This is a genomic window from Microbispora sp. H10885, assembly GCF_014161415.1.
Lineage (GTDB): Bacteria > Actinomycetota > Actinomycetes > Streptosporangiales > Streptosporangiaceae > Microbispora > Microbispora triticiradicis.
On the sequence record NZ_JABBWY010000001.1, the window covers coordinates 307,606 to 331,953 of the forward strand.

24 protein-coding genes are annotated in these 24,348 nt (G+C 71.5%); 14 read left to right on the plus strand and 10 right to left on the minus strand.

What is annotated here, in order from left to right; all coding sequences use genetic code 11:
* Positions 1-254: 254 nt before the first annotated feature.
* The 4 genes from HHX37_RS01375 to HHX37_RS01390 all read right to left on the minus strand — a co-directional run bounded on the left by HHX37_RS01375 (position 255) and on the right by HHX37_RS01390 (position 4,150).
* On the minus strand, positions 255-983 hold the full coding sequence (locus HHX37_RS01375) for a hypothetical protein (RefSeq protein ID WP_182881782.1): 729 nt from the start codon (positions 981-983) through the stop codon (positions 255-257).
* 363 nt (positions 984-1,346) lie between these two features.
* Positions 1,347-1,820, minus strand: coding sequence for a flavin reductase family protein (locus HHX37_RS01380; protein ID WP_165900614.1), 474 nt, complete (start codon positions 1,818-1,820; stop codon positions 1,347-1,349).
* Positions 1,817-3,040 carry a styrene monooxygenase/indole monooxygenase family protein gene (locus HHX37_RS01385; RefSeq protein ID WP_182881783.1) on the minus strand — a complete coding sequence of 408 codons (1,224 nt, stop codon included), beginning with the start codon at positions 3,038-3,040 and terminating at the stop codon, positions 1,817-1,819. Before HHX37_RS01385 ends, HHX37_RS01380 begins: the two co-directional genes overlap by 4 nt.
* 135 nt (positions 3,041-3,175) lie before the next feature.
* Complete coding sequence (locus HHX37_RS01390; RefSeq protein ID WP_182881784.1) at positions 3,176-4,150, minus strand: AraC family transcriptional regulator; 975 nt, start codon at positions 4,148-4,150, stop codon at positions 3,176-3,178.
* A 307-nt stretch (positions 4,151-4,457) separates the two neighbouring features.
* Here HHX37_RS01390 and HHX37_RS01395 point away from each other — a divergent pair, with 307 nt between their 5' ends.
* From HHX37_RS01395 to HHX37_RS01445, 11 genes are all read left to right on the plus strand, one after another.
* Complete coding sequence (locus HHX37_RS01395; RefSeq protein ID WP_182884250.1) at positions 4,458-5,291, plus strand: CPBP family intramembrane glutamic endopeptidase; 834 nt, start codon at positions 4,458-4,460, stop codon at positions 5,289-5,291.
* Positions 5,288-6,439: a sensor histidine kinase gene (locus HHX37_RS01400; protein ID WP_182884251.1), complete on the plus strand. Its 1,152-nt coding sequence runs from the start codon at positions 5,288-5,290 to the stop codon at positions 6,437-6,439. The genes HHX37_RS01395 and HHX37_RS01400 overlap by 4 nt, the downstream gene beginning before the upstream one ends.
* Positions 6,436-7,095: a response regulator gene (locus tag HHX37_RS01405; RefSeq protein ID WP_182876031.1), complete on the plus strand. Its 660-nt coding sequence runs from the start codon at positions 6,436-6,438 to the stop codon at positions 7,093-7,095. The genes HHX37_RS01400 and HHX37_RS01405 overlap by 4 nt, the downstream gene beginning before the upstream one ends.
* Before the next feature lie 250 nt (positions 7,096-7,345).
* On the plus strand, positions 7,346-10,987 hold the full coding sequence (locus HHX37_RS01410) for an AAA family ATPase (RefSeq protein WP_182884252.1): 3,642 nt from the start codon (positions 7,346-7,348) through the stop codon (positions 10,985-10,987).
* Positions 10,988-11,145: 158 nt separating this feature from the next.
* The gene (locus HHX37_RS01415) at positions 11,146-11,562 is read left to right on the plus strand and encodes a hypothetical protein (RefSeq protein WP_182881788.1); all 417 of its coding nucleotides are present in this window, start codon (positions 11,146-11,148) and stop codon (positions 11,560-11,562) included.
* 177 nt (positions 11,563-11,739) lie between these two features.
* On the plus strand, positions 11,740-12,273 hold the full coding sequence (locus tag HHX37_RS01420) for a toxin-antitoxin system HicB family antitoxin (RefSeq protein WP_182884253.1): 534 nt from the start codon (positions 11,740-11,742) through the stop codon (positions 12,271-12,273).
* The gene (locus tag HHX37_RS01425; RefSeq protein ID WP_182884254.1) at positions 12,273-13,214 is read left to right on the plus strand and encodes a DUF4097 family beta strand repeat-containing protein; all 942 of its coding nucleotides are present in this window, start codon (positions 12,273-12,275) and stop codon (positions 13,212-13,214) included. Before HHX37_RS01420 ends, HHX37_RS01425 begins: the two co-directional genes overlap by 1 nt.
* Before the next feature lie 16 nt (positions 13,215-13,230).
* Positions 13,231-14,205: an ATP-binding cassette domain-containing protein gene (locus HHX37_RS01430; RefSeq protein ID WP_182881791.1), complete on the plus strand. Its 975-nt coding sequence runs from the start codon at positions 13,231-13,233 to the stop codon at positions 14,203-14,205.
* Complete coding sequence (locus HHX37_RS01435; RefSeq protein ID WP_182882013.1) at positions 14,205-15,008, plus strand: ABC transporter permease; 804 nt, start codon at positions 14,205-14,207, stop codon at positions 15,006-15,008. Before HHX37_RS01430 ends, HHX37_RS01435 begins: the two co-directional genes overlap by 1 nt.
* 8 nt (positions 15,009-15,016) lie before the next feature.
* Positions 15,017-15,538: a DUF1707 SHOCT-like domain-containing protein gene (locus HHX37_RS01440; RefSeq protein ID WP_259406128.1), complete on the plus strand. Its 522-nt coding sequence runs from the start codon at positions 15,017-15,019 to the stop codon at positions 15,536-15,538.
* Positions 15,539-15,593: 55 nt separating this feature from the next.
* A complete protein-coding gene (locus tag HHX37_RS01445) occupies positions 15,594-15,947 on the plus strand; it encodes a VOC family protein (protein ID WP_182884256.1) in 354 nt (117 codons plus the stop codon).
* Positions 15,948-15,970: 23 nt separating this feature from the next.
* Here the strand turns inward: HHX37_RS01445 and HHX37_RS01450 are convergent, their stop codons facing one another.
* Positions 15,971-18,337, minus strand: coding sequence for a glycoside hydrolase family 65 protein (locus HHX37_RS01450; protein WP_182884644.1), 2,367 nt, complete (start codon positions 18,335-18,337; stop codon positions 15,971-15,973).
* A gap of 83 nt (positions 18,338-18,420) precedes the next feature.
* Positions 18,421-18,795, minus strand: a complete 375-nt coding sequence (locus HHX37_RS01455) for a cyclic nucleotide-binding/CBS domain-containing protein (protein WP_182884257.1) — start codon at positions 18,793-18,795, stop codon at positions 18,421-18,423.
* Between the two features lie 198 nt (positions 18,796-18,993).
* On the opposite strand from HHX37_RS01455, the gene HHX37_RS01460 reads away from it, so the two are divergent.
* The gene (locus HHX37_RS01460; RefSeq protein ID WP_182884258.1) at positions 18,994-20,487 is read left to right on the plus strand and encodes an AAA family ATPase; all 1,494 of its coding nucleotides are present in this window, start codon (positions 18,994-18,996) and stop codon (positions 20,485-20,487) included.
* A gap of 40 nt (positions 20,488-20,527) precedes the next feature.
* Here HHX37_RS01460 and HHX37_RS01465 read toward each other — a convergent pair whose 3' ends face one another.
* Positions 20,528-21,223, minus strand: coding sequence for a VOC family protein (locus HHX37_RS01465; RefSeq protein ID WP_182876020.1), 696 nt, complete (start codon positions 21,221-21,223; stop codon positions 20,528-20,530).
* A 92-nt stretch (positions 21,224-21,315) separates the two neighbouring features.
* Positions 21,316-21,912, minus strand: a complete 597-nt coding sequence (locus HHX37_RS01470) for a TetR/AcrR family transcriptional regulator (RefSeq protein WP_220502528.1) — start codon at positions 21,910-21,912, stop codon at positions 21,316-21,318.
* A 175-nt stretch (positions 21,913-22,087) separates the two neighbouring features.
* Between HHX37_RS01470 and HHX37_RS01475 the strand changes: the two genes are divergently transcribed.
* Positions 22,088-22,696: a class I SAM-dependent methyltransferase gene (locus tag HHX37_RS01475; RefSeq protein WP_220502529.1), complete on the plus strand. Its 609-nt coding sequence runs from the start codon at positions 22,088-22,090 to the stop codon at positions 22,694-22,696.
* 74 nt (positions 22,697-22,770) lie between these two features.
* Positions 22,771-23,142 (plus strand): helix-turn-helix domain-containing protein, encoded by a 372-nt coding sequence (locus HHX37_RS01480; protein WP_182876017.1) that lies wholly within the window; start codon positions 22,771-22,773, stop codon positions 23,140-23,142.
* A 3-nt stretch (positions 23,143-23,145) separates the two neighbouring features.
* On the opposite strand, the gene HHX37_RS01485 is transcribed toward HHX37_RS01480, so the two are convergent.
* Together HHX37_RS01485 and HHX37_RS01490 are read right to left on the minus strand one after the other, a co-directional pair.
* On the minus strand, positions 23,146-23,736 hold the full coding sequence (locus HHX37_RS01485; RefSeq protein ID WP_182876016.1) for an ATP-dependent Clp protease proteolytic subunit: 591 nt from the start codon (positions 23,734-23,736) through the stop codon (positions 23,146-23,148).
* The gene (locus HHX37_RS01490) at positions 23,733-24,341 is read right to left on the minus strand and encodes a ClpP family protease (protein ID WP_182881798.1); all 609 of its coding nucleotides are present in this window, start codon (positions 24,339-24,341) and stop codon (positions 23,733-23,735) included. The genes HHX37_RS01485 and HHX37_RS01490 overlap by 4 nt, the downstream gene beginning before the upstream one ends.
* Positions 24,342-24,348: the final 7 nt, after the last annotated feature.

Sequence of the window (24,348 nt, forward strand, 5' to 3'; positions counted from 1 at the left end):
AGCCACGAAACCTCCACGGTGACCGGGCCCGCGCTTGCCGATACCGGGCGCAGGCCTGATGGCATTATGAGCGCTGCGGACCCGGTCGGGGAAGGCTCGTTTCCCGGCCGCTTTATGCCTTGTTTCCCGCTCAATCGCCGGTCGCCGCTCGCCTGCGCACGGTGTGAAATCCGGCGCGGCGCAGCGGGCACGGCACCGTGGAAGGTGCCGTGCCCGCCTGTACGCGCTGGTCGTGCCCGTGATGTCGCGCGGGCTCAGCCGCAGTGGAGGAACGCGGTCGTGGTGCCCGCGGTGGTGACGAGGCCCGCCTTCACGTCGAGGACCACGATGGGGGCCGGCCCCGTCTGGTAGCTGCGGCACCAGACGTCCGCGACGTACTGCCATCCCGGCAGATTGCCGGAGGCGTCGGCGGTCCGCGTACCCAGTACGAACGGCCCGGTCGTGCCGATCCCGACCGCGTAGAACCATATTGTGCCGTTGGGCGTGAGCCCGCTGCCGTTGGCGTACAGGCGGCCACCGGTCTGGTTGAGCGAGGTGGAGATGCTGACGCCGCCGTGCGGCGTCCCGCCCGGGTCCGCCAGTCGCAGGACGGCGTTGGAGTTGTCGCTGTAGGCCTGGTCGCGGCTCGCCGGCGGCACACAGACGTGGTCCGAGGGCCGCGTCTCACGCCAGACGTAGCCCTGCTTGCAGGTGTCGGGCCCGTAGGGGCCGCCGTTCGGCTCCCGGCGGGACGGGCCCAGTGCGTTCTCCGTCGCGGTCTGGGTGCGGATCGCCGGCGTCACGCAGACCTGGTCGCCCGCGTAGGCCTCCCGCCACACATACCCGCTCGCACAGGTGTACGGCCCGTACGGCTGGCCGGCCGCCGCCGGTGAACTGGTCACCACCAGGCTGGTCAGCAGTGCGACCACGGCGGTCAGCCACGCCGGCACGCGCCACAGGGCGCCGGAGCCGGATTTCCCGGTTACCCTTCTTTCGCCACGCATCTTTCCTCCTCGGTTATCCGGGTCGAAACGGCCGGCCAAAACGGCCGCGACGCCTCGGAAAGTGACGCGAATCAACGCCATCGTGGTCCGAGTTCGGCAGGGAGATTTGCGCCCTTCCTGTGTTCCACATACAGGTATCTCGCAGTGAATATGCGTGTCAAAGGCGGCGTATTGCGAGTAATGCGATACGTGGCAAGGTGATTCGTGAGAGGACTGAGTCGCCGTGGTAGCTCGCACGTTCCGTGCCGGAGTGGGTCGCGTCCCGGTCCGATCCGACGCTGAAATTTCAGACCGGCACCCCGGCCGCCACAGGGCCGGGGCGCCGGCTCTCGTGGGAGGCGGAAGGAACGCGTCCGTTCCTCGTCATCCCGGGGAGGAGGCGAGCGCGCGGTAGCGGCCGGAGTGGAAGAGCAGCGGCTCCCCTCCTGACCGCTGGTGGTGCTCCACCTCGCCGACGAAGATGTGGTGGTCGCCGCCGGCGTGGACGGACACCGTACGGCAGGAGAAGGTGGCCAGGGTTCCGGCGAGCATGGGCAGCCCGGTGGGGGTGGCGAGCACGTCCACGCCGGCGAACTTGTCCGGCGCGGGCGTCGCGAACCGCCGCGACAGTTCGTCCTGGCCGGCGGCCAGGATGTTGACCGCGAAACGCCCCGCGCGCAGGAAGACGGGCGCGCTGGGAGCGCGGTCCGACAGGCACCACAGCACCAGCGGCGGATCGAGCGAGACCGAGCTGAAGGAGTTCACCGTGACTCCTGCCCGTTCCCCGCTCGGGGTCGCGGTGGTGACCACCGCGACCCCGGTGGCGAACTGGCCCAACGCGTCGCGCAGCGATCTCATGACGCGACCCGGTCGAGGTAGGCCTGTGCCTTGCCGGCGTCCATGAACCACTCGGCGTAGTCGGCGGGGTCGTCGAAGCCGTTGACGAAGCGGGCGGCGATCTCCGGCACCTGACCGGCGGCGCCCAGGAGCGCCAGGTGGTGCGGTTCGGCCGGGGCCAGCAGCGCGTTGGTCCAGCGGGTGACGTGCTGGGCCTGCGCCCAGAAGCGATCGAACGTCTGCCGCATCCAGGCCGCGTCGAACGGCCGCTCGCCGTGCTCCAGGATGGCCTGGAGGTAGGCCGCGGCGCACTTGGCGGCGTTGTTGCTGCCCTGCCCGGTGATCGGGTCGTTGAGCACCACCACGTCGGCGACCCCGAGCACCGGGGCGCCCGACGGCAGGACGGCGACCGGGCGGCGCACGGTGGGACTGAAGCGCCCGGTCAGCACCCCGTTGGCGTCGGTGAGCTCGATCCCGGAGCAGCGTGCCGCCTCCCAGGGGAAGAAGGTCTCCAGGATCTCGCGGCTGCGCGCCAGGTGCTCGGCGGGGCCGCGCACGTCACCCCAGCAGTCCATCGGCCCGCCCGGCACACCCTCGAACACCATGATGTCGCACGGGCCGCCGTGCGTCAGAGCGGGGAAGACGAAGTACTCCCCGACGCCGGGCAGCAGGTTGAAGCAGACCGCGGAGTGCTCGGGCCGGGGGGTGAGACCGTTGACGTAGGTGACCGCCAGCGCCCGCTGCGGGGTGCTGTACGTCGACCGCTCCGCGTCCCGCTCGAACAGGGAGGCGATCTCCCCCTTCCCTGCGGCGACCAGGACCAGGTCGTACTGGGCCGCGTAGGTCTCCAGATCCTGCGGAGTGGCGTCGTGGACGACGAGCTTGCCGCCGAGCCGTTCGACCTCGTCCAGCCAGGCCGGCATCTTCACCCGCTGGTCGACCGAGAGGGCGGGAGTCCTCAGCCGGGACGCCCAGCCGAGAGCCTTGCCACCCGCGGGGCTCGGGACGGATAACTCGATGCCCTCGATGGGCGGGCAGACGTCCGCCCACCAGTCCAGGCCGAGCGCGCGCTCATGTGCCCGGGCGGTGCCGAACATGCACTGGCCCGACATCACCCGGCCGTCGCGGATCGACTCCGGGGTTCGGTTGGAGACCACGGTGACGTCGTAGCCGTTCTGCAGCAGGCCGATGGCCAGGTGCAGACCCGCCTGACCGGCACCGACGACGAGGATTCTGCGCATGAGGGTGTTTCCTTCCGCTGAAAGTAGGGGTTTCAGCAGAAACTACGGGCGAGGTGGCCCGCCGAACCATCCACTCAGCGCGGATTCCGTCCAGCCGGCGCGGAGTTCGCCTCAGCCCCGTCCTCAGCCCCGTCCTCAGCCCCGTCTCAGGGTCTCCGACGGGTGCCGGCCGTACTTCTGGCGATAGAGCGCGGCGAACCGGCCCTGGTGGAGGAAGCCCCAGCGGGCGGCGACGCTCGTGACGGTGTGGCGGGCCGGATCCCCGGCGGCCAGCTCCTCGTGCACCTTGGTCAGCCGTACCTCCCTGAGCTGCGCCATCGGCGTGCGGCCCACGTGGACGCGGAAGCCCTCCTGGAGCGAGCGGCCGCTGACCGCCACCGCCCGCGCGACGTCCTCCGTGGTGATCGGGAGGTGGGCGTGCTGCTCGATGAACTCCAGCGCCCGGCGCACCACCTTGGGAAGCACGGGCGGCCGAGGCGCCGCCAGCCGTTCCCGGTAGTTGGAGGGCTGCATCGTGAGCAGGGAGGTGAGCAGCGCGTTCTCCAGGTGGGCGACGGCCAGCGGCTGCGTGGTCAGCCCGTCGTCGTGCTCGGCCTCGTGGACGATCAGGTCGGCCATCCCCCGCCAGGCGCGCGTCCATCCCGCGGTCAGGTCCATGCCCAGGTCGAAGACGACCGGCCGGTCGAGCGGCTCGCCGAGCATCTGCTCCAGCGAACGCTCGACCGCCGTGCGCTCGAACTTGACGATCAGCTTGGGGGTGCCCGCCGCCCACCGCATGTCGAGATGCTGCGTAGGCGAGGGGAGGGTGGCCGTCGTCGGGGTCGAGACGACTTCCTGGCTCCCGCTGCGGATCAGGCTGCGCCCGGCCAGCGGGATCAGCACCAGGAAGAAGGTGCCGAGGTCGCCGGGTTCGATGCGGACGTCGGCCCCGTAGTCGAGGTAACTGATCCGGACCGAGCCGAGCCGGATGGAGTTGAACCGCGCCGACAGCAGGGACGCCGCGCCGGTGAGGTCCAGCCGATGCGGGCAGAAGATCCTCGCCACCTCGTCACGGACCTCGTCGAGATCGGTGCTGGCGAAGACGGGCCTGTTGCCGAGCAGCACTTCCATCGATCCCCCACTCCGACGACCTGTCAATCGGATAATCGCGGGAAGCTTGTCGGCGTTCCAGGCAAAAGGACGCAGTCCACAGGACTGTCCCTATTAAGACCAGGGGGCGTACCTTTTTCGGCCCCGCCTTTTCGTTCGCTCGGCGGGACCGGCTTCGCGGGGGAGTACCGCTTGCGCCTGTCCCCCGTGCGAGCTACCCGCGAGTGTCCACTGCGTGGGGACGATTCCCGGCCGTCGAATCCCTAGCGTTTCCCTGCGTAGCGGCGGCTCTCCGTCGCGGAGTCCCCCCACGTAAAAGGGAGTCGTCATGCGGTTGTTGAAGCAGTTCGTGGCCGTCGCGTTGGTCGCCTTCGCCGGCAACCTGGGCATGGGCGCAGTACAGGGGAACGCGTTTCTCACCCTGGTCCTCGGTGTCGCCACAGCCATCCTCGCGGTGCTCGTGTACGCGTGGGCGGTGCGGTGGTCGGAGCGCCGCGCGCCGGTGGAGGTGGCCGGGAAAGGCGCCGCCTCCGCCGTCGGCCGGGGGATGCTGATCGGTGCCGGGGCGTTCACGGCCGTCATCGTGAACATCGCTCTCGTGGGCGGTTACCGGATCGAGGGCTTCGGCTCGGTGACGGGCGCGGTCGGGGTGCTCGGCTTCAGTGCCGCCGCCGCGGTGACGGAGGAGCTGCTGTTCCGCGGCATCCTGTTCCGGATCGTCGAGAAATGGACCGGCACGTGGATCGCGCTGGGACTGACCGGCCTGGTGTTCGGCCTGATGCACCTGGGCAACCAGAACGCCAACCTGTGGGGCGCGATCGCCATCGCGATCGAGGCGGGCGGCATGCTCGCCGCGGCCTACGCCGCGACCCGCACCCTGTGGCTGCCGATCGGCCTGCACTTCGCTTGGAACTTCGTCGAGGGCGGCGTCTTCGGCACCGAGGTCTCCGGCAACGGCGCGACGCAGGGGCTGCTGCACGGTGTGATGTCGGGTCCGGCCGCGCTCACCGGCGGCGAGTTCGGGCCGGAGGCGAGCACGTACGCGGTCGTGTTCGGCGCGCTGCTGACGATCGCTTTCATGTGGCTGGCCCGCCGGCGCGGCAACCTGGTCCCCATGCGGCCCGGCGCCCGGGCGGATGCGAGCGCTACGCTCACCCAGTGATCGACTTCCGGCGGGTCACCGACCTGTGGCGGCGTTGCGACGTCGTGGTCCGGGATGCACCGTTCGGGCTGCTGCTGGCCGTCGTGTCGCTGATGCCGGCGCTCTACGGCAAGGGGACGCAGGTCGGGGACCTGCCGATCCGTCCCTTCGACGCGCTGGCGTACGTGGTGATCGCCCTGGAATGCCTTCCGCTCGCCGTGCGCCGGCGTTGGCCGGCGGTGTGTCTGGCTCTGGTGTCGCTCGGCTTCGTCCTGGACCAGATCCGCGCCTACCACGTGTTCGCGAGCAACGCGATGCCCATCGTGCTCATCAGCGCGGGCATCCATCTGCAGCGTCACCGGCGCGTCACCGTGGTCCTCCTCTCCGCGGCGTACGTGCCCCTGGCGTTCGAGCTCGGGCGGATCGGCGCGACCGAGAAGGTGGAAGGCTACGCGGTGTTCTACCTGGCGCTGGCCCTCGCGTGGGGCATCGGGGCCTGGCTGCGCTCCGCCCGGGCCGCCGAGGAGGAACGCCGCCGCCATGTCGCCGAGACCACCCGTGCCGCGGAGCGCACCCGGATCGCCCGCGAGCTGCACGACGTCGTGACCCACCATGTGACGGCGATGGTCGTGCAGGCCGAGGCCGCGCGCTACCTGACCGCGGCGCCCGATCGCCTCGACGCGGCCCTGAGCGCGGTCACCGACACCGGCCGGCGGGCGATCGCCGACCTGCGGCACCTGCTCGACCTGCTCAACCCCGACCACACCGACGTCAGGATGCCGTCCGTCGGTGAGCTCCACACGCTGGTGGAGCAGACGCGCCGGGCCGGGCAGCCGGTGGAGTTCGCCGAGGACGGCAGGCGGGCGGAGTCGGCCGGCAGCGCCGAGTTCGTGGCCTACAGGGTCGTGCAGGAGTCCCTGACGAACGCACTCAAGCACGCCCACGGCAGCCCCACGGCGGTCCGCGTGCGCTATGGCGAGGAGGAGATTCTCGTGGAGGTCAGTACCGGCGGTTCCGCCTCCCGGGCCGGCTCGCCCGGCGGAAGCGGGCGGGGCCTGGCCGGGCTCCGCGAGCGGGTCGACGCCCTGGGCGGCGAGTTCAGCGCCGGCCGGCGGACGGACGGCGGCTTCGTCGTACGGGCGCGGATCCCCGCGGGGAGCCCGTCGTGACCGCGCCGATCCGGGTCCTGGTCTGCGACGACCAGGCGCTGATCCGCACCGGGTTCGCGACGATCATCGATGCCCAGCCCGACCTGGAGGTGGTGGGCGAGTGCGGCGACGGTCGCGCCGCGGTCGATCTGGCCCGTCGGCTGAGCCCGGACATCGTGGTGATGGACGTACGGATGCCGGTGCTCGACGGCATCGAGGCGACCCGCCTGCTCGCCGGCGCCGGAGTGGCGGACCCCGTCAAGGTGCTCGTGGTGACGACGTTCAATCTGGACGAGTACGTCTACGAGGCGCTGCGCGCGGGGGCGAGCGGCTTCCTGCTCAAGGACGCCCCGCCGGCGCAGCTCCTGCACGGCATCCGCACCGTCGCGACCGGTGCCGCGCTGCTGGCTCCCGAGGTGACGCGGCAGCTCGTCGGCAGATACGCGGCGCGCATCCGTCCCGCCGCGGGCACACCGGACGACGTCGCGCTGACCCCGCGCGAGCTGGAGGTGCTGCGCCTCATCGCGGACGGCCGGTCCAACAGTGAGATCGCCGCGGCACTGGTGATCAGCCAGGAGACCGTCAAGACGTACGTGTCCCGCATTCTCACCAAGCTCGACCTGCGCGACCGCGTGCAGGCGGTGGTCTACGCCTACCGCAGAGGCCTGGTGACCTGAACCGGACGGGCACCGGCCGGCGACGGTCGGAGGAGGCGTAGCCTCGCGTGTGCGAAGACCTGCGGAGCCAGGGCGCCGAACCTACACTCGCCACATGGAGGACGCCAGGGTCGGATTCGCCCGGCGATTACGGGCGTTGATGGATGCCTCCGGGCTCTCTGTGCGTGGGCTGGAAGTGGCCAGCGCCCGGACGCCTCGCCGCCGTACGGGACAGAGGCCGATCCGGTTGCCCCGCGGCACGGTGGGCGGCATGACCAGTCCCAGTTCGCCGAGCCTGCCCGAACAGCACAACTTCGAAGTCTTCGTCGACACCTGCCTCAGGGTGGCGGCCGCGGCGGGACGGGTTCTGCCCGACGGACTCGGCGAGCGTGAGGCGTGGGACGAGGCGTACCGGGAACTGCGCGAGCAGACCGAGGAACGCGGCCCGGCGGCGGTCCGCGCTCCCCGCCCGGCCGAGCCGCTGGCGCCCTACCGCGGCCTGGAGACCTTCGGTCCCGAAGACGCCGACTACTTCTTCGGACGTGACGCGCTCACGGCCGCCCTGCTGGATCGGATGACCGGCACCGGCGGCCTGCTGATCGTGTTGGGGCCGTCCGGCTCCGGCAAGTCCTCGCTGCTGCGGGCCGGTCTGGTGTCCGCGCTGACCCGGGACGCCGCCACCTCCCCTGTCGTCCTCACACCGGGCGCCGACCCGCTGCGTACCCTCCGCGACCTGGCCGGGGCCGGCCACGACGTGAGCACCAACGAGCTCAACGAGATCCTCAGGGGACGATGGGCCGGCCGGGCGGTCGTCGTCGACCAGTTCGAGGACGTGTTCACCTCCGCGCGCGAGAGTGCCCGCGGGCGGTTCATCGAGGTCGTGACGGCCCTGGCCACCGGGTCCGGGGCCGGCGGGCGCGCGGGCCCACTGGAGGTCGTCCTGGGCGTCCGGGCCGACTACCTGGGCCACTGCACCCGCTACCCGGAGCTCGTCGCGGCGATCGAGCGGCCGGTGGTGGTCACGCCGATGACGCGCGACGACCTGCTGCGGGTCATCAGGGGCCCGGCGCGGCTGGCCGGCCTGACCCTTGAGGAGGGCCTGGCCGAGCTGCTGCTCGAGGATCTGTACAGCGACCGCGACTACGCCGATGCCGTCGGAGTGCTGCCACTGCTGTCGCACGTGCTGCGCCAGACGTGGACGCACCGAGAGGGGACGCGCCTGACACTGGCCGGATACCGGGCGTCCGGGGGCGTCATCCGGTCCCTGGCGCAGACGGCGGACGCCACCGTCAACGCCCTTGACCCGGCCTCCCGTAGGACAGCCCGCCGGCTGCTCACGCGGCTGGTCCATCTGGGAGTCGACGCCGCGGACAGGGCCCGGCGGATGCCGCTGGCCGAACTGCCGGACGACCCGCGTGTCAAGGAGGTGCTCGACCGGCTGGCGCAGGCCCGCCTGGTGACCGTCGACGCGGAGAGCGCGCGGATCATTCACGAGGCGCTCATCCGCGGCTGGCCGCGGCTGCGCACCTGGGTGGAGGAGGACCGCGCCGACCTGGTGGTCCTGCAGCGGCTCGAGGCCGACGCGACCGATTGGGATCACAGTGGGCGCGACCCGGCCTACCTGTACGCCGGCAACCGCCTGCAGGCGGCACGCGAAGCCTACGCCGCCGCCTCGTGGCAGCACCCCGCCGACGGCTCCGCCACGCCCGCCTTCCTGGCCGCCTCCGAGAACGCGGCCTCCGAGGCCAGGCGCACGGTCAGGCGCCGGCGGCGGCTGGCCCGGGGGGCGCTGGTCCTGATGACGGCTCTGGCTCTGGCCGCCTCGGCCACCGGAGTGCTGGCGATGCGCGCGGCGGACCGTACCGAGACGCAGCACCGCGAGATCCTGTCGCGGTTGCTGTCGACGCGTGCCGACGTGATGCGTACAGCCGACCCGGTTCTTTCCGGCCTGCTCTCCGCGGCCGCCTGGCGCCACGCGCACACCGACGAGGCCACGTACGGCATGCTGGCGGCGCTGGCCACACCGCTGCGGTCCGTGCTGAACAGTTCGTCCACCGACGTCACCGCGGTCGCCGTCGGGCGGACCGGCATGGTCGCGACGGGAGGAATGGACGGGACGGTGCGTCTGTGGGATGCCACGGGCCGGCCCAAGGGCCCGCCGCTCACCGGCCATCACTCCGGCGTCTATCCGGTGACGTTCGGCCCGGACGACCGCGTCATCGCCTCCGGTGACGGCGACGAGGAGCACGACGGGATCGTCCTGGTGCGCGACGTCGCCACCGGACGCCCTCTCACCACGCCGCTGACCGGACACAAGGGCCAGCTGACCTCGATGGTCTTCAGCCGGGACGGCGCGGAGCTGGTCACGGCGGACGACCATCAGATCGTCCAGCGCTGGGACACCCGCACGTGGCGCCGTCTGGGTGACCCCGTCGGCCCGTTCCGGCATGGCAGCGACGTCTGGACCACGCTGAGCCCCGACGGCAGAGCCATCGCCGTCCAGACCGACCGCTTCAGCAACTCCTCCACCTGGCAGGTCTGGGACCTGGCCGGTCGCCGGAGCTTCGGGCCGCCCATCTCGGCGAGAGCGCTCGCCTTCAGCCCGGACGGCCGGACGATGACGACCGCGTACTGGAACTTCAACGAGGAGGGCAGCCTGGTCCAGCGATGGCGCCTGACCGGTCGATCGAAGCTCGGCAAGCCGGTGCGCGTCGGCGTCTCGGTCTACTCGACGATCTACAGTCCCGACGGCCGGACCGTCGCGATCGGCTGCGGCGACGGCACGGTGCGCTTCCTCGACACCCGCACCCTCCGGCAGACGGGTGCCGTGCTGAGGGGCCACTCCACCTACATCGCCGACCTGGCCTACTCCCCCGACGGCACCCGTCTGGTCACCACGGCCTATGAGCGGAGCGCCCGCATCTGGGACACCACGGTCTGGGCGCAGACACCCGGCCCCGCGCGCAGCGCCGAGCAGTCCGCCTTCGGTGCCGCGATCAGCGGCGACGGACGGGCCGTGGCCGTCATCGAGTGGACAGGCCGGCCGGGTGACATCGAACCGGAGGTGCGGCCGCTGGACGCCGTCACCGGCCGGCCGACAGGCGACCGGCTGGGCCTCGGCCTGCGTGATCAGATGTATGTGCCTCCCAACGGGATGGTGCTGAGCCACGACGGTCGCCTCCTGGTCGTCCACGCCATCCATGTCACCGACGACGAGCAGGGCGTTTCGACCTTCGCCGGTGACGACGGCCAGCTCGTGATCGTCGACCTGGCCACGCGCCGCCGGAAGGGTGCGATCGACCGCTATCCGGATGCGATCAGTGCCACCGCCATCAGTGCCGACGGCAGTGTGATCGCCACGGTCGGAGAGAGGATCGTCCTGCTCGGCACCACGACGCTGCGGCGGATCGCGGCCTCACCTGTTCTGGGCCACCCCGACGACGACCACGTCGTCGCCGCCGTCTTCGATTCCACGGGCAAGCTGGTCATCACCACCGAGACCAACGGAGCGAGCACCGGCAGCGTCATCCACATGTGGCGCATCGGCGACTGGAGCCAGATCGGTAGCATTTCCAGCCCTGGCTCCGTCGTCGCCATGGCCGTCAGCTCGAACGGCCGCTACCTGGCGACCGGGGACACCGACGGGATCCTGCGCCTGTGGGACCTGCGGACCCGGCGGGAGATCGCGGTGGCACAGCCCACCGGAGACGCCGAGCGGCCGTACGGTCTGGCGTTCGGTGCGGACGGCGCGACCGTGCTGGCCGTCGCGGAGAACGGCACGATCACGCGCTGGCCCATACCGTTGCCGGCCGACCCGTACCGCGCCGTGTGCGCCCTGGCCGGACGGGCCATGACGTCGCAGGAGTGGAACCAGTTCGCGCCCGGTGAAGACCCTGTGGCGACCTGCGCCTGAGGTGTCCGGACCTCCGGACACCAGTGAGCCACCGCCGAGCACGGTCTGAACAGCGCGAACGAGGGCGTCGCCCCATAGCCGTCCGGTCCTTCTGGCCGGACGGGCGGAGGGACTCGCACTGTGGGCGGCGACCCCAGACTCTCCCTCCGGAGGCGTTCATGCCCGCTCGCCTGATCACCACGACCCTCGCGTGCGCGGTGGCCCTCGCCGCCGTCACGACGCCCGCCCGCACCGCATCCGCGACCACCGCCTCCGCCGCGGCCCGGTGGAGCGGCTGCACGGTGTCGAGCTGTTCGTTCTACTTCACCTCCACGACCACGGCCGCGATGAAAAGGGCGGCCGACCGGGCGGACTGGCTGTCCGGGCCGACCACCGACATCATCTGCGCCCGCGTTCCCAACCGGCTCGTCGCCCTGGGGTGCTCGATCGCGCTGCTCTACCCGTACAACAGGGCCAGGAACCGCCTGAACGAGGCCTACGCCCTGGGTGGCTGCTTCGGAGTGAAGGCGCAGCTCGGATTCACCCTGCCGGTCAGGTTCGTTGCTGTGCCGCCCGGCTCCTCCTTCTGCCGGTGATCGTTCACCGCCGGCCGTGAGGCGGGGCAGCCGCAGGCAGACGCGCCTTTCCCCGGCGGTGGATCTCGTCAGGGGCGCTGTCACCGGGCCACCGCCACGCATGTGGCGTCTTCGATGACGCTATTTCTCGGGATCTTTGGCCTTGCTATGACGTCAGTGTGGTGTCATGCTGACGTCATGGACCTTGCACCTTATGTCGATCACCTGCGGCGTGAGCTCGCGATGGTCGCCGGGGCGGGCGGCGAGGACGTCCGTGCGCTCGCCGAGCGCCTCGCCGCGACGCTCGAATCGGCCACCCGGCTCGCGCTGCTGGAGGCTCTGTCGGCCGCCGCCGACGAGATCACCCAGGACCTCGCGCCGGGCTCGGTCGAGGTGCGGCTACGCGGGCGTGACCCCGGTTTCGTCGTGACGCCACCACCGCAGAGCCCTCGCCCGTACGAGGGAGGAGGCGAGACCGGGCAGGCCGAGAGGCCGCCCGCACCGCCGCCCCCCTCGGACGCCGACGAGGGCGGGACGTCCCGGATCTCGCTCCGGGTCCCCGAGCACCTCAAGCCGCGCATCGAGGAGGCGGCCGCACGTGAGGGGCTGTCGGTCAACGCCTGGCTGGTCCGCGCCGTCGCCGCCGCGCTCGACCCCGGCACCGCCGACCGCCGCTCCGGCCGGGGTCCGGCGCAACGGACCGGCAACCGCTACAGCGGCTGGGTGCGCTGATGAGCGCCGGCAAGAAGGCCGGGACGCGGACCTTCGACACCCCGCAGCCCGTCCTCGTCGTCCTCGACATCGCGACCGCCACCGTCCGGATCAACGCGAGCGGCCGCACCGACACCGTCGTCGACGTCCGCCCGAGCGACGAACTCAACGACGCCGACGTGCAGGCCGCCCGGCACATCCAGGTGGACTACGCCGACGGCAGGCTCCTGGTGCGGACCGACAGGGAGCACGCGGGCTCCGCCTCCGGCTGGGGCCTCTCGCTCGGCAGGCTCGTCGAGTCGCCCGCGAGCTGGGCACGCTCGCTGCTGCTCGGCCCGGGCTCGGCCGACGTGACGATCGATCTGCCGGCCGGCTCCCGCGTCGACGCCAAGACGGCGGGGGCCATCCTGTGCCGCGGGCCGCTCGGTGAGGTGACGCTCACCACCTCCTACGGCGACATCCGGGTCGAACAGGCCGGTCGGCTCCGGGTGAAGAGCACCCACGGCGACATCTCGGTCGTCCGCGCCTCCGGGCACGCCGAGGTCACCACGACCCACGGTGGCATCCACATCGGCGAGGTCGACGGCACCGCCGCGGTCAGGACCTCCCACGGCGCCGTCCGCATCCGCGAGGTGACCGGCGAACTGCGGCTCAACAGCGCCCACGGCGACATCGCCGTCGACCGCGCCCTGGCCGGCGTCGCCGCCAAGACCGCGTACGCCAGTCTGCGGATCGGCGAGGCGGTGTCCGGCTCGATCGCCATGGAGACCACCGGCGGCGGCCTGGACGTCGGGATCCGGGAGGGCACCGCCGCCTGGCTGGACGTGGCCTCCACGTACGGCACTGTGGACGTCTCCCTCGACCCCGGCGACGACCCCGGCGACGATCCCGGACGGACAGACCGGATCGTCGAGGTGCGGACCCACACCACCTACGGCGACATCGTCGTCCACCGTTCCTGACCCCAGGGAGATTCTCATGCCAGACGCGATCGTGGCCGAGGGCTTGGTCAAGAGGTACGGCGACGTCGCCGCCCTCGACGGGATGGGGCTGACCGTCCCCGAGGGGACGGTGTTCGGGCTGCTCGGCCCGAACGGCGCCGGCAAGACCACCACGGTGCGAATCCTCACCACACTGCTCAAACCGGATGCGGGCCGCGCCACGGTGGCCGGGTTCGACGTCGTCCGTGACGCCGACCGGCTGCGCGCGCGCATCGGCGTCTCCGGCCAGTACGCCGCCGTGGACGACCACCTCACCGGCGCCGAGAACCTGGAGATGGTCGGCCGCCTCCACCACCTGGGCACCAGGCGCAGCAGGGAGCGCGCCCGCGAGCTGCTGGACCGCTTCGACCTGACCGGCGCGGCCGACCGCCCCGTGCACGGCTACTCCGGCGGCATGCGGCGCAGGCTCGACCTGGCCGGCGCGCTGGTCGCCGGACCGCCCGTGCTGTTCCTCGACGAGCCCACCACCGGCCTGGACCCCCGGGCCAGGATCGGGCTGTGGGAGGTCATCGCCGAGCTCGTCGCGGGAGGCACGACGGTGCTGCTCACCACGCAGTACCTGGAGGAGGCCGATCGGCTCGCCGACCGCATCGCGGTGGTCGACCACGGCCGCGTGATCGCGCTCGGCACGGCCGACGAGCTCAAGGACCAGGTCGGCGGCGACCGGATCCAGCTCTCGGTGACGAGCACGGCGAATCTGGAGAGCGCCGCGAGGACGCTGGCGCCGCTGGCCGTCGGGGATGTGCTGATCGACACCGCGGCCCTGCGGGTGACGATCCCGGTGACCGGCGGCGCGGCCACCCTGACCGAGGCGCTCGGCCACCTGGCCGCCGAGCGGATCACCGTACGCGATGCCGGTCTGCGCCGCCCGACCCTGGACGACGTGTTCCTGAGCCTCACGGGCCGCCAGGCCGACGAAAAAGCTGACGAGAAGAGCAAGGAGACCGCGTGATGAACACCCTGCGGCTGGCCGTCGCCGACGGCGTGACGATCACCAAGCGCAACGCCCTGAAGATCCGGCGCGCTCCCGACCTGCTGGGCGGCGTGGTCATGCTCCCGATCGTGTTCGTGCTGCTGTTCACCTACGTCTTCGGCAGCATGATCAGCCTGCCCGGCATGTCGTACGGGGAGTACCTGCTGCCCGGGATCTTCGTCATGGCCATCGTCACCAGCGCCCAGATCACCGGATACACGCTGACCCAGGACCTGCAGAAGGGCATCTTCGACCGGTTCCGCACGCTGCCGATGTCACCCTCCGCGGTGCTGACCGGTCAGACCCTCAGCGACCTGATCATGAACGTCACCAGCATCGCCACCATGGCCGTCGTCGGGCTGCTCGTCGGATGGCGCGTCCACGGCTCGCCGTTCGAGGCCGCCCTCGGGTTCCTGATGCTGCTGCTGTTCGCGTACGCCTTCTCCTGGGTGACGGCCACGGTCGCGCTGGCCCTGCGTACGCCGGAGGTCTTCAACAACATCGCCACCATCATGTCGTTCCCGCTGGTCTTCCTGTCCAACGCCTTCGTCGACAGCGCCCGGCTGCCCGGGCCACTGAAGCCGATCGCCGAATGGAACCCGGTCTCGACGCTCGTCCAGGCGGCGCGCGAACTGTTCGGCAACACCAGCCCGGCCCTCCCGGTGCCCGGCGCCTGGCCGCTGCGGCACGCGGTGCCCGTGTCGCTGCTGTGGACGGCCGTGCTCCTGGTCGTGTTCGTGCCGCTGGCCACGCGGCTGTACAAGAGAGCCGTCAGCCGATGAGCCACGCGATGGGACAGGTCCCCGACCGGGAGCGGGACAGGGCCGTGGAGCTGGTCCAGCAGGCGTACGCGGACGGCCGGCTCGGCCCCGCCGAGCTGGAACGGCGGCTGGAACTGGCGCTCACCGCCACCGCCTCGGGCGAGCTGGAGCCGGTGGTCGCCGGCCTGGCCGACGACGACGAAGACGACGAAGTGGTGCGCATCGCCTCCACGGGAGGGCTCGTCAAGCGGGTGGGCGACTGGCACGTCCCGCGCCGGCTGCGCATCGACTCCGAGTACGGCAGGGTGAAGCTCGACCTGTCCCAGGCGCACATCCCGTATCCGCGAATCGACATCGAGCTCCGGCTCGCGTACGGCGGCGCCACGATCACCCTGCCCGCGGGCGCGAGCGCGAACGCCGACGGGGTGCGCATCGGCTGGGGCAGGGTGACGTCCAAGGCGGCGGGCCGCCGGTGTCCGGGCCGGCTGCACGTCCAGATCACCGGTGACCTTCCCTACGGCAGCATCACGATCCGTACCGCGCGGAGATGACGCGGCCATGGCGAGGGGTGTGGCGGGTGATCGCCATCCTGGCAGGATGAGCGACATGGAACGTGTGCTTGGAATCGGCGGATACTTCCTGCGGGCCGCCGACCCGGCGGCCCTGGGCGCCTGGTACCGCGAGTGCCTGGGCCTGGACGCCGACGAGAACGGCATGTGGCGTCAGGAAGCCGGGGTGACGGTCTTCGCGACCTTCGAGTCCGAGACCGAGTACTTCGGCTCCCGGGCCCAGCGGACGATGCTCAACTTCCGGGTCCGCGACCTGGACGCGATGCTCGCGCAGCTGCGTGCCAAGGGCGCGGACGTGGCCAAGGAGACCGAGGAGATGGAGGGCGTCGGCCGGTTCGGCTGGGTCAACGATCCCGAGGGCAACCGCATCGAGCTGTGGCAGCCCAGCTGACGGCGTCTCCCCGCGGCCTCCGATCACCCGTCGCGCTTCGGCTCCGGCAGGGGGAACGTACGGCTGTCGCCGCGCCGGAGCCGGGCGTGGTGGCCGTGTACCACGAGGTCCAGGGCGGTGGGGCCGTCGTCGGCCCGGGCGATCCGTACGCGGGCCGGGTCGGCGTCGACGACGAGTTCCGCGCCCCGGTAGCGGAGGCACAGCGACAGCGTGGTCAGCTGTTCGGGGAGCACCGGGTTCAGGTGCAGGCCGTCGGGCCGGGCCTCCAGATCGAGGTAGCAGCGCTGCACCAGGTCCAGCGTCCCGGCCATGGCGCCCAGGTGGACGCCCTCGGCGGTGGTCCCTCCCTGAACGTCGGTGATGTCGCCCGTCAGCGTCTCCGTGAAGAAGCGCCATGAGCCGGTGCGGTCCGAGCGCGCCAGCACCCAGGCATGGACGACGGCGCTCAGCGTCGAGCCGTGGCAGGTGCGGGAGAGGTAGTAGCGGATGGTGCGGCGGGTCAGGCCCGGCGCCGCCGGATAGCCCAGCCGGTCGAGGATCTGCCGCACCTCCCGGGCCGTGAGCAGGTAGAACAGCATGAGCACATCGGCCTGCTTCGACGCCCGGTAGCGGTCGGGGCTGTCGTTCTCGGCCTCCAGGGCCCGGTCCAGCCGGCGCACGCCCCTATGACGATCCCAGTCCAGCTCCGCCAGGTGCTCGTATCCGGTGAACTGGCTGATGACGCCGTCGTGGAAGTCCACCCGCATCCGCCGGGTGATGTCCTCCCACCGCTCGGTCTCCACGTCCGTCAGAGCGAGCCGGCGGCGCAGATCCTCCCGTGCGCGTCGCGGCATCAGGTCGAGCGCCTCACGGGTGCGCAGCAGCAGCCACACGGTCATGATGTTGGTGTACGCGTTGTTGTCCAGGCCCGGGGACGCCGCGCCCGGATAGCCGTCGTGATACTCGTCCGGACCCATCACCCCCTTGATCTCGTAGCGGCCCGACAGGGGGTCGAGTCGCGCCACCGAGGCGAAGAAGCGGGCGATCTCGACCAGGAGGTGGGCGCCGGTCCCGGCGAGGAACTCCACGTCGCCGGTGATCGCGTAGTGCTGCCAGGCGTTGTAGGCGACCGCCAGCCCGACGTGCCGCTGAAGGTGGGTGTGGTCGGGCGTCCACCGCCCGGAGCGGGGGTTGAGGTGGAACCGCTGGGTCTCGTCGCGTCCGTCGCTGCCGCTCTGCCAGGGGAACATCGCCCCCCGCAGGCCTGCCGCGCGGGCGGCGGCCCGGGCTTCCGGCAGCCGCCGCAGGCGATAGCGCAGCGCCCCGCGGGCGGTCTCCGGGAAACGCAGGGTCAGCCAGGGCAGCACGAACAGCTCGTCCCAGAACACGTGTCCCCGGTAGGCCTCGCCGTGCAGGCCGCGCGCGGGCACGCCCACGTCGAGGTCGGCGGTGTGCGGCGACAGGGTCTGCAGCACGTGGAAGGTGCTCAGGCGGATGTCCCGCTGGGTGTCTGGACCCGTCACCTCCAGCCGGGCCCGTTCCCACAGGTCACGCCAGGCGATCTCGTGCTGTTCCAAGAGTTCGCCGAAGCCGGGCGCGAGTCCGGCCCGGCGCAGCGCGGCCGAGGTCACGTCGGAGAGCGCCAGGTCGCGCGACGTGGTGAGTGCCACCGTCTTGACGACCGCGACGGGGTGGCCACGGTCCAGCGGCAGCACGCGTGTCTCCTGGACATGGTCGTCGTGCCGCTCGGCCTCGGGCCCGCCTCCGCCGCCGGAGGAGACGTCGACCCGCGAGGCCAGGGCGACCTCGATGCCGGAGGAGCGGGTCCGCGCGCGGAGCCACGTCAGGGGCTCCCGGATCCCCGTCGCGTGCCCTGTCAGGTGGTCGCCCCGCAGGTCGCGGTACCGCGCCACTCCCGTGTTGGCCACCCGGCCGTCGAGCCCGGAGCGTACGCGGAGAGGCCCCGACCAGTTCTCCGCCGTGAAGGTCGTCTCCAGCGCGGCCAGGTAGGGGTCGGCCATCGAGACCAGGCGGCGCTGCCGTACGGACGTGACGCGGCCGTCGGCGTCCCGGAACCGGATCAGCCGGTGCAGGACGGCGTGGCGCATGTCCAGGTCCTGCCGGTACCCGAGCAGGTCCGCCGTGCCGGGGGAGAACCACGGGCAGCCGGGCGTCGCGAAGGTCAGCGGCAGCCAGTTCGGCAGGTTGACCATGTCCTCGTTGGTCAGCCGATGACCCGCGATGTCCGAGGTGAGCCGGTCGTAGCATCCGGCGACGTAGGTCCCCGGGTAGTGGACGGCGCCGGCCCCGGCCTCCGGTGCCGCGCCTCGCGTGGCGAACCGGCCGTTGCCCAGCGTGCACAGCGCCTCGCGCAGCCCCTCGTGACCGGGATCGAACCCCTCGTAAGTCAGCGACCACGGATTCGACGCGGCTCCTCCTGAACCGGCCCCCGGTCGATCCGATCGGCGCGGATCGCGGGCGTCGAGAGGGCGGGTCAAGGCGTGAGCGTCTCCAGCGCGAGAAGATCGCGCATCGACACCATGCCGATCAGGCGCCCGTCCTGGTCCACCGGGATGTGACGGATGCCGTGGTCGAGCATGCGCCGGGCCACCTCGCGCGTGTCCTCGTCCAGAGTGGCGGTCTTGATGTCCGACGACGCGCACATCCCCGCGCTCAGGGCGGCGGGGTCGGCGGATGTGGCAAGCGCCGTCACGAGGTCCCGTTCTGTGATCACTCCCGTGACCCGGTCCGCTTCGAGCACGGCGAGTGCCCCGATGTTCTTCTCCGTCATCTGGCGCGCCACCTCGGGCAGTTTCGCGGTCACCGGGCACCCGAACACCAGGGGACGGTAAACGTTGGCGATACGCATGCGTCCTCCCCTCCTCACCAGCACTTCCAGCCAACCACACCGCCACGGGACGCCCGTCGGCCGCTGGGCGTGACGGGCAGGCCGAGCCTGCGAGGGGAGGAGTCCGCGCGCGGGAATGTCTCCAGGAAGCGGACATGGAGACGGTGTCCGGCGGCTCCTGGTCGCCGCCTGGCACCGACGGGGGACGGGGGCACCTCGATGAGGCCGTGGGCGCAGGTCAGGGAGACGCACGCCGGGGTGGTGATCCTCCTTGGAGATCACGCGTTCAAGCTGAAGAAGCCCGTCGATCTGGGCTTCCTGGACTTCACGACGCCGGAGGCCCGGCGGGCGATGTGCCACAAGGAGGTCGAGCTCAACCGCCGGCTGGCGCCGGACGTCTACGAAGGAGTGGCCGACGTGTCCGGCCCGGACGGACGGGTCCGGGAGCACCTCGTGGTGATGCGGCGGATGCCGGACGAACGCCGGTTGTCCGCGCTGGTCCGGTCGGGAGCACCGGTGGAGGGCGCCTTGCGCCGGGTCGCGCGGGTGGTCGCGGGCATGCACGCCCGATCCCCGCACAGCCCGCGCATCGACGAACAGGGGAGCGGGCAGGCGCTGCGATCCCGCTGGACCGCGAGCTTCCGTGAGGTGCGGGCGTTGCCCGAGGCGGTCCTCGACACCGAGATCCTCGGCGACGTCGAACGGCTCACGCTGCGCTATCTCGACGGCCGGGAACCGCTCTTCGCCGTCCGGATCGCGGAAGGCCGGATCGTGGACGGCCACGGCGATCTGCTCGCCGACGACATCTTCTGCCTGGACGACGGGCCCCGGATCCTGGACTGCCTGGAGTTCGACGACCGGCTCCGCTTCGTCGACGGCCTGGACGACGCCGCCTTCCTGGCCATGGACCTGGAGCGACTGGGCGCTCCTCGCCTGGCGGAGCTCTTCCTGTGCTGGTACGCCGAGTTCTCCGGCGACCCCTCACCGCCCTCGCTGTGGCATCACTACGTCGCCTACCGGGCCTTCGTCCGCGCCAAGGTCGCGTGCCTGCGCCATGGGCAGGGGGACTCCGCGGCGGCGTGGGAGGCCCGCAGCCTGGCCGAGCTCACGCTGGGCCACCTTCAGGCGGGTGCGGTCACCCTGGTCCTCGTCGGCGGGCTCCCGGGGACCGGAAAGTCGACCCTGGCCGCCGCCGTCGCCGACCGGCTCGGCTGCACGTTGCTGACCAGCGACCGCGTCCGGAAGGAGCTCGCCGGCATGTCGCCGCACCAGCCCGCGGCCGCCCCCTTCGGCGAGGGCATCTACTGTGCGGAGTCCACGGAACGGACCTACGCCGAGCTGTTGTCGAGGGCCGAGCGGCTGCTCGGTCTCGGCGAGCCGGTCGTCGTGGACGCGTCCTGGACGGACACCGCGCACCGCGCCGCCGCGGCGTCCCTGGCCCGGCGTACCTCCACCCATCTCACAGCGCTGCGCTGCGTCGCCCCTCCCCGGGTCACCGCCGAACGCCTCGCACGCCGCACCGGCGGGATATCGGACGCGGACCGGGCGATCGCCGCCGCGATGACGGCTACGGCGACCCCCTGGCCCGGCGCGACCGAGATCGACACCGACGCGCCCCCGGAACGGACACTGGAGCGGGCGATGACGGCGATCCACGCCCGCTGGGCCGGCGTGCCACGGCGGTTCCGGCGTCCCCGGATGGCACCGGGCTGACCAACGACCGCGGATACCCGGGCGCGACGGCGGACGACTCCTACCGGGTGCGCGGGTCGGGCCCGATCCAGCCGGCCGCGCCCACGCACGCCTCGTTGCCTTCGGGGTCGGCCAGCACCCAGTGCGAAGGCGCGTACGCGTCGGAGACCAGGCGGCCGCCGGCGGCGATCGCCGCCGCTATCCGCGCCTCGGCCTGGTCGTACGGCACCCAGACGTCGACGTGGACCCGGTTGCGCTGCGGACGCGGCTCGTCCATCTGCTGGAAGTAGAACGCCGCGCCGCGGCGGTGCGGGTCGATCAGGTCTTCCGGGCTGTTCGCCCGGTCCTCGTAGCCGAGCAGGGCCCGCCAGAACGCCACCACCTCGGCACCGGAGAGGGCGTCGACGGTGACCTGGACGCTCTGCACGGCCGAGGGATCGGCGGGGACGCCGAGCGCGCGGGCCACCGCCGAGATCCGCCGGGCCAGTTCGGCGTCCCGGTCCGTCAGCCCGTAGAAGTCCGCGATGGTGATCAGCCGTACCGTGACGCCCTCGTGGCGCAGGTCGACGTCGGGGTGACCGCTGCCCACGCCGGGCAGTTCGCTGATGGCCTGCACGAGGGCCGCCCCGGCCGCGAACGACCCGGTACGGAAGTAGGCACACGCCCCCTCGCCCAGCACCCGCCAGTCCTCCAGGCCGCCGATCTCGTGGAACTGCTGCGGCCTGATCCGCTCGATCTTCTCCGTGGCGTCGCTCATCCGGTCAGCGTATCGACCACATCCGACAAGCCGCCCGCCCGATCACGCGCCTCCGGTGGCGACGAACCGAGGGCTCTGGAGACGGTGGTGCGCTACGGCCGGCCGGCGCCTGCCGCGAGGGCGGTCTCCACACCCGGCGTCACCACGGCGCGGAACGCCGCGTCCATCTCGGCGGGGGTGGCGTTGATCTCGCCGTCCGCCCACTTCCGCAGCAGCGCCATGAACGCCCCCACGACGCAGGTCACCATCAGGTCGAGCGAGGGCGGCGGCGTGCTTCGCGGAGGGAGGGCCGCCAGCAGCTCGTCGCGTACGACCGTGGCCAGGATCTGCTCTCCGCGCGCGATCACGGCGCTGCCCCCTCGACGCCCGAGCAGCGCACGCGCGAGCCGGCGCTGCTCGTGAAGGTGCTCGAACATCGGCAGGCCGAAGGCGAACAACGTGCCCGGCCTGGCCGCGGGGGCGAGGCGAAGGAGGCCGTGGAGCTCGTCGAGATTGCTGAACAGCACGTCCTGCTTGTCGGCGAAGTGCGCGTAGAAGGTCGAGCGGCCGACGTCGGCGCGGTTGATCAGGTCCGTGACCGTCACCGCCTCGTAGCCCTTCTCCAGGACCAGCTCGATCAACGCCTGCTGAACGGCCTTCCGGGTGCGCCGTACCCGGCGGTCGGTGCTCTCCCGCCGCTGGTTTCCCAACACGTTTCCCCTTCTGTCCAGTACGGCACAGCCTGATCGATTTGCTTGTTGACCACTCCGGGCCGGTGAATCGATCATTTATAACCGAACAGGTTGTTCCGAAACAAGAAGGGGGAGGCCTGTGGCCAGGGAAAAGCTCATGCACCGTCACTCGGAAAACGATGACGGGGGTGGCGTGATCAATTATCCGCGGGGTTATGAGATTCTGGCCGAAATCGGGTTCGCCGGGCGTCGCCGCAGCGTTTTCGCCCGTCTGGCCGCGTTGTCAGGCGCGGGGCCGGGCGATCGGATTCTGGACGTCGGCTGCGGCACCGGCTACTGGAGCCGGATGCTGGCTCCTCTCGTGGGCCCCGAAGGGCGGGTGATCGGCGTCGACCCGTCGCCGCCGATGCTCGAACACGCGCGCCGGCGCTCACCCGGCAACTGCTCCTACGAGGTGGGCGAGGGGCAGGCGCTGCCCTTCCCGGACGTCTCGTTCGACATCGTGGTCTCCAGCTTCGCGGTGCACCACATGCCGCGCTCGGCCCGGGGCGCCGCCGTGCGGGAGATGTTCCGCGTCCTGCGGCCGGGCGGACGGCTGCTGATCGCCGAGTTCCGCCCGCCGGTCAACCCGCTCGCCGTCCGCTTGGCCGAGATGGTGGCGGGTCCGGCGGTACGGCCCACCATGCCGGAACTGCTCGCCACCCTGGTGCCCGGCGCCGGTCTCCGCGTCGAGAGCACGGGCACCGTGGGGCCGGTGCTCTACTACGTGAACGCCGTCCGCCCTCCCGCCACCCGCTCCTGAATTCCAGAGGAGGCCGCTCCTCTCTGCGCGAACAGGCGTGTCGCCGGAGATCCGGCCGTGTCAGACTTCCAGGCATGGCAGCTTCCGGCCGACCAGTCGTCGTCGACATCCGGACGCGCCGGGCAGGCGAGAAGCGCGGCCCGGAGATCCCCGACGGCCCCGACCCGTTGCTGCGCAGCGTGTACGGCGAGATCCTCCGCGACGAGCGGCTGGACCAGGACCGCACGCTCGACGACGTGGCGCGTGCGGTCGGGATGTCCAAGCAGTATCTGTCGGAGGTCGAGCGCGGCCGCAAGGAGCCGTCGTCGGAGATGCTGCACTCGGTGTGCGACGCGCTCGGGCTGCCGATCGAGCACCTGCTCACCCGCGCCGTACGGCGGATCACGGCGTCGCGCCGGATCGCCGGGCACGGGGCGTCCGGCACGACGCTGCTGCTGGCGGCGTGAGCGCTACCCGCGGGTCGCGATCAGTTCGTCGGCCAGGCCGTACTCGATGGCCTCGCGGGCGCTGAAGATCCGGTCCCGGTCGGTGTCCCTGCGCAGCCGCTCGACGTCCACCCCCGTGTGGCGGCTGAGGATCTCCTCGGTCTGCATGCGCATCCGCATCACCTCGGCCGCCTGCAGCGCCAGGTCGGAGATGGTCCCCTGCCCCTGGGTGGACGGCTGGTGCAGCAGCACGCGGGAGTGCGACAGCACGAACCGCCGTCCGGGGGCTCCGGCGGCGAACAGCACCGCGGCGGCCGAGGCCGCCTGGCCCATGCAGTACGTCGCGACCTTCGCGCGGATGAACTGCATGGTGTCGTAGATCGCCAGCATCGCGGTCGACGACCCGCCGGGGGAGTTGATGTACAGGTTGATCTCCTGGTCCGGGCTGTCCGCCTCCAGGTGGAGCAACTGTGCCATCACGACGTTCGCGACGCCGTCGTCGATCTCGGTGCCGAGGAAGATGATCCGCTCGTTGAGCAGGCGGCTGAAGATGTCGAACGACCGCTCCCCGACCGGCGTCTTCTCGATCACGTACGGGATCGTGTACTGGCTCATGAGTAGAACCCCGTCCGGTTGGGCGCGGCGTACGGCGCGAGGATGCGGAAGGAGTCGACGATCTCGTCGATCATCCCGTAGTCGCGGGCCTGCTCCGGGGTGAACCAGCGGTCCCGGTCGCTGTCGGCGGCGATCTCCTCGACGCTCCGGCCCGTCTCGGCGGCGAGGATCTCCTCGGACTGCCGCTTCATGTACCTGAGGTTCTCGGACTGGATGGCGATGTCGATCGCCGTGCCGCCGATCCCGGCCGACGGCTGGTGCATCATGATCCGGCTGTGCGCGAGGCTGATCCGCTTGCCGTGCGTGCCGGACGCCAGCAGCACCTGCCCCATGCTCGCCGCCATCCCGAGCGCGACGGTGACCACGTCGTTCGGGACCAGCTTCATCGTGTCGTAGATCGCGAGGCCGGCCAGCACCGACCCGCCGGGTGAGTTGATGTACAGGATGATGTCGCGTTCGGGGTCCGCCGAGGCCAGCAGCACCATCTCGGCGCACACCCGCTCGGCCATCTCGTCGTCGACCTCTCCGGTCAACAGCAGTGTCCGTTGCTGGAACAGCTTCTCGTTCAACCGATCCCGGTAACTCGTGCTCGCTGAAACAGGCATGCCGCTT

Excerpts from the sequence above, each read along its gene's own strand:
- HHX37_RS01375 (WP_182881782.1), bottom strand. The coding sequence starts at position 983 with ATGCGTGGCGAAAGAAGGGTAACCGGGAAATCCGGCTCCGGCGCCCTG.
- HHX37_RS01380 (WP_165900614.1), bottom strand. The coding sequence starts at position 1,820 with ATGAGATCGCTGCGCGACGCGTTGGGCCAGTTCGCCACCGGGGTCGCG.
- HHX37_RS01385 (WP_182881783.1), bottom strand. The coding sequence starts at position 3,040 with ATGCGCAGAATCCTCGTCGTCGGTGCCGGTCAGGCGGGTCTGCACCTG.
- HHX37_RS01390 (WP_182881784.1), bottom strand. The coding sequence starts at position 4,150 with ATGGAAGTGCTGCTCGGCAACAGGCCCGTCTTCGCCAGCACCGATCTC.
- HHX37_RS01395 (WP_182884250.1), top strand. The coding sequence starts at position 4,458 with ATGCGGTTGTTGAAGCAGTTCGTGGCCGTCGCGTTGGTCGCCTTCGCC.
- HHX37_RS01410 (WP_182884252.1), top strand. The coding sequence starts at position 7,346 with ATGACCAGTCCCAGTTCGCCGAGCCTGCCCGAACAGCACAACTTCGAA.
- HHX37_RS01415 (WP_182881788.1), top strand. The coding sequence starts at position 11,146 with ATGCCCGCTCGCCTGATCACCACGACCCTCGCGTGCGCGGTGGCCCTC.
- HHX37_RS01420 (WP_182884253.1), top strand. The coding sequence starts at position 11,740 with ATGGACCTTGCACCTTATGTCGATCACCTGCGGCGTGAGCTCGCGATG.
- HHX37_RS01425 (WP_182884254.1), top strand. The coding sequence starts at position 12,273 with ATGAGCGCCGGCAAGAAGGCCGGGACGCGGACCTTCGACACCCCGCAG.
- HHX37_RS01430 (WP_182881791.1), top strand. The coding sequence starts at position 13,231 with ATGCCAGACGCGATCGTGGCCGAGGGCTTGGTCAAGAGGTACGGCGAC.
- HHX37_RS01435 (WP_182882013.1), top strand. The coding sequence starts at position 14,205 with ATGAACACCCTGCGGCTGGCCGTCGCCGACGGCGTGACGATCACCAAG.
- HHX37_RS01440 (WP_259406128.1), top strand. The coding sequence starts at position 15,017 with ATGGGACAGGTCCCCGACCGGGAGCGGGACAGGGCCGTGGAGCTGGTC.
- HHX37_RS01445 (WP_182884256.1), top strand. The coding sequence starts at position 15,594 with ATGGAACGTGTGCTTGGAATCGGCGGATACTTCCTGCGGGCCGCCGAC.
- HHX37_RS01455 (WP_182884257.1), bottom strand. The coding sequence starts at position 18,795 with ATGCGTATCGCCAACGTTTACCGTCCCCTGGTGTTCGGGTGCCCGGTG.
- HHX37_RS01460 (WP_182884258.1), top strand. The coding sequence starts at position 18,994 with ATGAGGCCGTGGGCGCAGGTCAGGGAGACGCACGCCGGGGTGGTGATC.
- HHX37_RS01465 (WP_182876020.1), bottom strand. The coding sequence starts at position 21,223 with ATGAGCGACGCCACGGAGAAGATCGAGCGGATCAGGCCGCAGCAGTTC.
- HHX37_RS01480 (WP_182876017.1), top strand. The coding sequence starts at position 22,771 with ATGGCAGCTTCCGGCCGACCAGTCGTCGTCGACATCCGGACGCGCCGG.
- HHX37_RS01485 (WP_182876016.1), bottom strand. The coding sequence starts at position 23,736 with ATGAGCCAGTACACGATCCCGTACGTGATCGAGAAGACGCCGGTCGGG.
- HHX37_RS01490 (WP_182881798.1), bottom strand. The coding sequence starts at position 24,341 with ATGCCTGTTTCAGCGAGCACGAGTTACCGGGATCGGTTGAACGAGAAG.